This window comes from Spirochaetota bacterium (genome assembly GCA_038043445.1).
In the GTDB taxonomy this organism is placed as follows: domain Bacteria; phylum Spirochaetota; class Brachyspiria; order Brachyspirales; family JACRPF01; genus JBBTBY01.
On sequence record JBBTBY010000106.1, the window covers coordinates 1 to 7198 of the forward strand.

The window sequence follows — 7198 nt, forward strand, 5'->3', positions numbered from 1 at the left end:
ATTTATACTTACCGTCTGCTCCTGATGACGGAGAATCGTCGGGACATCGGAGACGGCGGTGACATCGAACACAGGATGCGTCGTCCTCCGCTGCATTTCAAGTATGCCCTCTTCCGCGGCACGGACCGGATATCCGATGTTCAAAGAGAGAAGGAATCGGTCCTTCTGCGCCTCGGGCAGCGGGAATGTACCTTCGAATTCGATGGGGTTCTCCGTCGCGATGAGGAAGAACGGTTTGGGGAGCTCGATGCGTCTGCCCTCAACGCTCACCTGTCCTTCCGCCATCGCTTCAAGGAGCGCCGATTGCGAACGTGGTGTCGCACGATTCACCTCGTCGACAAGCACGAACGAGGCGTGCAACGGGCCTTTGCGGAAACGGAAACGCCCGCGCTTCTGATCGAATATGGAAACACCGATGATGTCCGCCGGGAGAAGATCGGGCGTGCACTGGATGCGCTTGAAGCTTACGCCGAGCGCACGGGCAAGCGCATGGGCGAGCACGGTCTTCCCGACACCGGGAACATCCTCGAGCAGCACATGGCCGCGGGCAAGGACGGCGACCAGCAGTTTTTCTATCACCGCCCGTTTTCCGACGAACGCTTTTTCGACGGCGGCAATGACCGATTCGCCCCACATGCGTATCTCATCCATACGGCCTCCGATGCTTCGATCCGCACCTCTCGCGGGCACAGTGAAGTATCCATACCCAGTATATTACATTTATTGAAAAACACCAAAGCGGTTTCGCATTGCAGTAGAACAAGATCTTCATGCAATGAAATAAGGATAGGATTTTCATTTTTGATCTATCCGGCCCCACCCCGTACGGCCGAAGGCCGTAGCTGGCGGCAGAGCCGCTACGCCATCGAGCATTGTCATTCCGCCCGAATTCATCGATATTTTATTTCCCGCGACAACAACTCTTTTACGCCTATGCATCTACGCATCTGCGCTTGCACTGAGCCCAGCCGAAGTGAATTCGCTTATGTATTGGACTTCGTCCGATATCGGGATGTATGGTAACTTGAGTTCTGGCTGTTCTGGGCTCGCTCCGCGCCCTCCCGTAGCGGCTCTGCCGCCAGGCAGCGCCCTTTGGGCGCACGCATGGCGCCGCTCGCACTCGGCATCCCACAGCGGCTTCGCCGCCGGGCTGCGCCAAAGGCGCACGCGTGCCTACGGGCGGTGCTCGCGGCGGCTCAATGTACCAGGCATCAATAACCTCCGAGCGGCTATATCTGCGCGAGCGATCCAGCAATGAACTTCTCGTTACGGGGGCAGCGAAGCGGCCAGACGAAAACCGGACATTGCTTCGCTGCTGCCCGGCTCGTAATTGCCGTGATCATCCCCGATACGTGGCTCTTTAATGATCCAATCTCCTCCACGGCCAGTGCGCTCAACGCCAGACGAAGGTCCGCGCGGGTCGGTGATCACCGATTCGGGATCATATTTTAATCCATGCCAATCCCAGCACCATTCCCACACATTGCCGCTCATGTCGTATATTCCAAGCTCGTTGGGCACCTTCGTTCCCACCGGATGTGTTTTAAATTGACTGTTATCGCAATACCATGCCACTGTATCCGGATCGTTCCCGCCGGAATAGAGGTATCCTTTGCTCTTTCGTCCCCCGCGCGCCGCAAATTCCCATTCTGCTTCCGTCGGCAGGCGAAAACCGTCCACGTTCCAATCGCACATTACGGTGTTACCGGTTCTGCGATACGCCGGATGCAGTCCTGCTTTCAGGCTTAACTTATTGCAAAAGTCCACGGCATTGAACCAATTCACCTTTTCGACGGGCAACGCGCCCCCTGGGGTCTTACTCGGGTTGTTCCCCATCACCGCTTTCCATTGCGCCTGCGTTACTTCTGTCCTTCCAATATAAAAAGCATGGACCTTTACCCGATGCGGCGGCGGATTATATTCGCTCGTGCCATCCTTTCCCATCAGAAATGTCCCGCCGCCTACCAGAACCATGTCGATGCCGCCCATTTTGGTTATCATACCGTCGCTGACGCTGACCCAGCCGGTACCAGAGCGAATTACCGCGGCGCTCCAAAGCGCTCCTTCTTCACCAGGCGCGACTATTTTAATTTCCTCCGGCCGCAGTTCGAAACGCCCCCCCGACGGCAACACTTCGAACGGCACGCGCAGCGTATATTCTTTTGCAGCATAGCGACTCGTCACGTTCAAATTCGTCGCTTGGGTATCTCCCCCGGCAAGGCCTATGATCCCGTTGAATTTCAATGCCAAGAGTTTCACTTCACCCCTTATCGGGAACGTTTTTTTTTCACCGTCCATCGGCCCAAGCTCCCAGGATGCGGATGCTTCAGCCAATTCCGAGGCCCTGGCTGCGGTTTCCCGGCAGGCGGGAAGGAATTTTCCAGACATCGCTTTCTGCTCCGCGGCCACGATCTCTTCTATCGTTTTTTTCTCAGCAATGACCGCCTCGTCAGTTTCCTTTTTCAGCCGCGCAGCATATTCGGCCTTCGATTCGGTTTCATCCCTCGCCTGTTTTACTATTTCTTCTCGTTTCTTTTTCCATTCCGCTGCACAACCAACCCGCTTCGCAGCATACTCATCCCGTAACGACTGTAGCCCATTCCATACTGCAGCAAGTCCGACCTCAAGACTTTTGAGCGTCGGCGTGTCATTACCCGCCTGTACCGCGGGTGCATCTGCTGCGGTAAGACTGAACATCATGCACATCGACTGTACTATCGCAAATCGAACGATGATCTTCATTCAGGCCTCCTTTTCTTTTTTATTACGGAAACGGAAGGACCAATCGGAAACCCGTACCACTGCTGCGAAGTTCCATCATTGCCCCGTAGCGGCGTGCTGCGCGTTGAGCGTCATTTGCGGAATACGAGCAGCCTCCGCGAACGATACGGCCCTGTGTTCGTCCCTTATCGCCCGCCAATGGACCGTGAGGGTCGTTGCCCGGAGATTCAGAATAGTATTTCGTATGATGCCAATCCCAGCACCACTCCCATACATTACCGCTCATATCGTATATTCCAAGCTCGTTCGGCGCCTTCATCCCCACCGGAAACGTGTTCATATTATTCGTATTATTCTTATCATACCATGCCACAGCATCAAGATCGTTCCCGCCGGCATAGAGGTACCCCATGCTCTTCTGTCCGCCGCGCGCCGCATATTCCCACTCCGCTTCAGTCGGAAGTCGAAATCCGTTCGCCGTCCAATCGCACACAACGTTATTGCCGGATCCTCGATAGGCCGGCTTCAGCCCGACCCGTACGCTCAACTTATTGCAGAAATCTACGGCATCGAACCACGAGACGAGATCAACAGGTATCGTGTCTCCTTGGTAGCTGCTCGGATTGGTGCCCATCACCGCCTTATACAACATCTGAGTCACTTCGTATTTTCCAATGTAGAAGGACGATATCTTTACCTGATGCGCCGGCATTTCAACTTCCAGCGCGCCATCCTTACCCATCAGATATGACCCGCCGGCCACCAGGATCATTCTGATACCGGCGATATTTTTTATCGCACCGCCCTCATTCTTAGCAACCGCCCATCTTGAACCCGTACGCGCCAAAGCCCCGATCCACAGCTCATCGTCATCTCCGGTCGCACCGATCTTCATTTCCATTGGTCTCAGTTCGATACGATCGCCCATCTGCGCCACCTCGAACGGTATACGCATCTGATATTCTTTCGCGGCGTAGCGGCCGGTCACTTTTGCCCACGCCGTTTTCGCATCCGGCATAACGGGGAGGACGACGGCGGTCTTAAACGTAAGCCCCAGAAGTTTCACCTCGCCCTTGAGCGGGATGGTTTTTGATTCACCGTCTAATTTTCCAAGCTCCCAGTTCACGGATGCCTCTGCCAATTCCGCCGCTTTCGTCACTGCATCCCTGCAGGCAGCGCCCCATTTACCTTCCTTCTCCTCCGCGGCGGCGATCACTTCCAGTGCGCCCTTTTCGGCGGATGCCGCCTCGTCCGCTTCTTTTTTCAGCCGCACCGCATAGTTTGCGTCGGATTCCGCAATGCCCTTCGGGTCCTTAGATATTTCGTCCCGCTTCTTCTTCCATTCAGCGCGGCAGTCGGCCCGCTTCGCATCGTACTCGCCCCGTACCGGCTTAAGCTCTTTCCATCTCGCCGCCAGCGCGGCCTCGAGGCTTTTAAGTTTGAGTTTATCCGTATCGGCAGCCTGTGGCGGCGAAACTTTGAACGAAACTACGTATTCAGCCGATCCACCTTTCGTCACAACGACATCCCCGACGGAAGGTACGCACCCCTCGCATTCGGCGATGATACGCCACACCCCACTCTTCAGCCGTAACGTACGTTCGTCACCGTTCCCGGCATTGTAAGCCTTCTTCCCTCCGATGCGGATAAAAGCAGTGCCCATCACACCCTCGGGAATGACGACACGAACTTTCAGCAGCCCGGATTTCTTATACCCGTCGATAAGAGCGCGATATGTCTCAACAAAATCATACAGCGTCCTGTTATCATCCTTGAGAAGTTCTTCGGTAAATAACACCAGCTCATTGGTACCGGTATTCGTCCGCAATTCAAGATAGACCGATGTTCCATCGGCATAGCTTTGTACGCCGCCGCGCACCACATAGGTCGGTTCTTCGAACATGTCAGATTGCAATGCAAGCCTTTCAGTCTCAACAGCGCCAGACATGACAAGCTCCTGCTCATACAGATAGCGGTCACGGCGCGCAAGTTCTACCACGGGAAACGAGGTGAACGACTCGGAAAGTATGACATCGGAAAGCGCGGCCCCGACGCCGGTCATCATCTCACCGTTATACAAGAGCAGCCCCGATGTGAGTGCTCCCGATCGATCGGAGCCCTCGGGTCTTTTCATGATCACTGCATTCGCTATCGCAGCGCGTATTGCAGCGGCATCATGCCCCGCCGCCATTGCATACCCCAGGGAATGTATCCTGCCGGTGGTCAATTCCGCCTCACGGCAGACCGCGATGTGATCGTATCGGTCAGCGAAAACATTCATCACTACGACAGCATTTGCGCCTTTCAGGAGCATTGTCCTGATATCACTGGTCCCGGAAGCCATTGCTGCTTCCATCCGCTTGAAAACTTCATCATATTTCGTATTGACCGAACGTTCGACCGTCCTTTGTTCTCCCAGACGGGCAAGGAAGTATTCGCTCAACTGTTTGTTCTCATCCGACGCATTCGGCGTTATGATCATCGGATCGAACACAAGCACCGATGCAAGTGCGGCGAACACGGCAGTACTTACGATTACCGCAACGATGGCGGCAAGTGATGCAGCGTATATTTTTTTCATATGCATCGCCTAATGCAGCCGATCCAGCCATGTGCGAACGATATTCCTGTCCGGCGCATTGGGAGAAACCGCGAGATACTTTTTGTAATACGTTTCAGCAAATACTTTATTCGGTTTATATTTCACGTAGAACGTTCCGATGTTCCGCAGCAAGAGGGGATGCATGGGGGAGATCAATTCCGCCTTTTTATATGCAGCCTCGGCCTTTCCCATATCCCTTTTCGCGACATATGCCGTGGCGAGGTTCATGAAATAGGTATCGTTGTTTGCGACAAGCTTTACCGCCGCTTCAAAAGATGAAACGGCGTCATCAAATCTCTTCAACCCGTAACAATAGACGCCATACCAGAACTGACAGGGCGCGAAGTCCGGCTTCATTGAAACGCAGAGGCGATAATTCTCTTCCGCCGATCTCATATCGCCGCGATTATACGCATATCGTCCGAACACATAATAGCATTCCGCCTCGTGTTTCTTTGCATACGCCAGCTGCGCGTTTTGATCCGCCTGTTCATAGCGCCCCTGTGCGAGCGCGAGCAATGCAAGATCAAGATACCGCCGAACCGGATCGGCATTGAGTTCGATCTCTCGCTGTATCGGCAGAACGGATATCGTTCCCGGATCGCGGGTAAACTCGAGCGCCGCAATACCCTTAACGCTTTCGCGCGGCCGGATCTCGGCGAATATCTTTTTTGCGTTCACGAACATCGTGACACGATAGTCGAGCACGGTCGCATTCGCCCCCGCATGAGTGATCGCCTCACGATATCGTTCTTCTTCGTCAGCAGTCACGTTCCCGAGATAGAGACGCCAGAATGCTACGGTAAGATAATATTCATGCGTATCGCCGATCGATCGTTCCACTTCTTGTATATACGCATCCGCGTCCTGCGGCCTACCCAGTTCAAGCGCGTAGATCGCTGAGAGATACATACGAGCCCGAATTCGATACGATGAGGGATCGTCCCCACGGTACTCTTTTGCGATGACAAGGTCTTTCTCCGCCTGCTGAATGAACGACGACACCGTTCTCGGCGGATTCGTCTGCCGATACGCGACAAGATTTGCCACCCCGCGATGATAATACCATTCCGTTTCCGTGATGCCGAGTGTTTGCGTCCATAGGTTTTTGGAGATATAGTCAAGCGCATCCTTACCCGTTGCGGTGGTGATGCGGCGGCGCACTTCTTTGACGAACGGATTATTCTCATCACAGAAACCGGCTGAGATCAGTGCGAGCAGGAAGATGGCCGTAATTACCGCATTACGCATGTGCCCGCCTTTGTTGGAACAATTGTTATCCGGGTATCGAGGAGTAGGATTTTTATTTCTAGAGGGATAGTACTTTGCGTTTTTACCGCCCATACTTGCCAGTATACCATCCGCCGAATTCCTGTCAATTACAACCGCGTCTTCCCGCCCCGCCTCGTCACTTGTGAGCCGTATGTGATCACCCCGTACGGCCGAAGGCCGTAGCTGGCGGCAAAGCCGCAAAGACCGCAAAGGGGATGCTCATGCGATTCGTCCACTCGCAGTCAGGCCGTCATCAGTGAGGCCTGACTGCAAGCGGACTCAATTTATTTTCATTCGGAGTTTATACAGGTCTGCTGCGAATTCCCCGACAACGACCCCGTCGAATTGCACGCAAAGCGGTGCTTCCTTCACCACCCGCATACCCGCCTTCGATCTTTAAAAAACCGGAGGCATATTCCCGCCGTATTCAGTTTGCCACAATTCTTTTCGGCGTTTTCGGTGTCCTCAGCGTCGAAATTCTTTCCGCGTTTCCCTTTCACTGGAATCCGAAGTGTTCGGGGGACTGCCGAGTGCACAGCCTCCTGCATCGAGTGCACAGCCTCCTGCATCGAGTGCACAGCCTCCTGCATCGAGTGCACAGCC

General features: G+C 54.3%; 5 protein-coding genes. All 5 read right to left on the bottom strand.

All coding sequences use genetic code 11. The features are described 5' to 3' along the window. The coding region (locus AABZ39_15055) for an AAA family ATPase (GenBank protein MEK6796097.1) at positions 1–651 on the bottom strand (651 nt) is incomplete at its 3' end. A gap of 615 nt (positions 652–1266) precedes the next feature. Next, positions 1267–2742 (bottom strand): SUMF1/EgtB/PvdO family nonheme iron enzyme, encoded by a 1476-nt coding sequence (locus AABZ39_15060; protein ID MEK6796098.1) that lies wholly within the window; start codon positions 2740–2742, stop codon positions 1267–1269. 22 nt (positions 2743–2764) lie between these two features. Next, positions 2765–5302 (bottom strand): SUMF1/EgtB/PvdO family nonheme iron enzyme, encoded by a 2538-nt coding sequence (locus tag AABZ39_15065; protein ID MEK6796099.1) that lies wholly within the window; start codon positions 5300–5302, stop codon positions 2765–2767. Positions 5303–5311: 9 nt separating this feature from the next. Next, positions 5312–6574 (bottom strand): tetratricopeptide repeat protein, encoded by a 1263-nt coding sequence (locus tag AABZ39_15070; GenBank protein MEK6796100.1) that lies wholly within the window; start codon positions 6572–6574, stop codon positions 5312–5314. A 389-nt stretch (positions 6575–6963) separates the two neighbouring features. After that, on the bottom strand, positions 6964–7198 hold a 235-nt coding region (locus AABZ39_15075; protein ID MEK6796101.1), incomplete at its 5' end, for a hypothetical protein.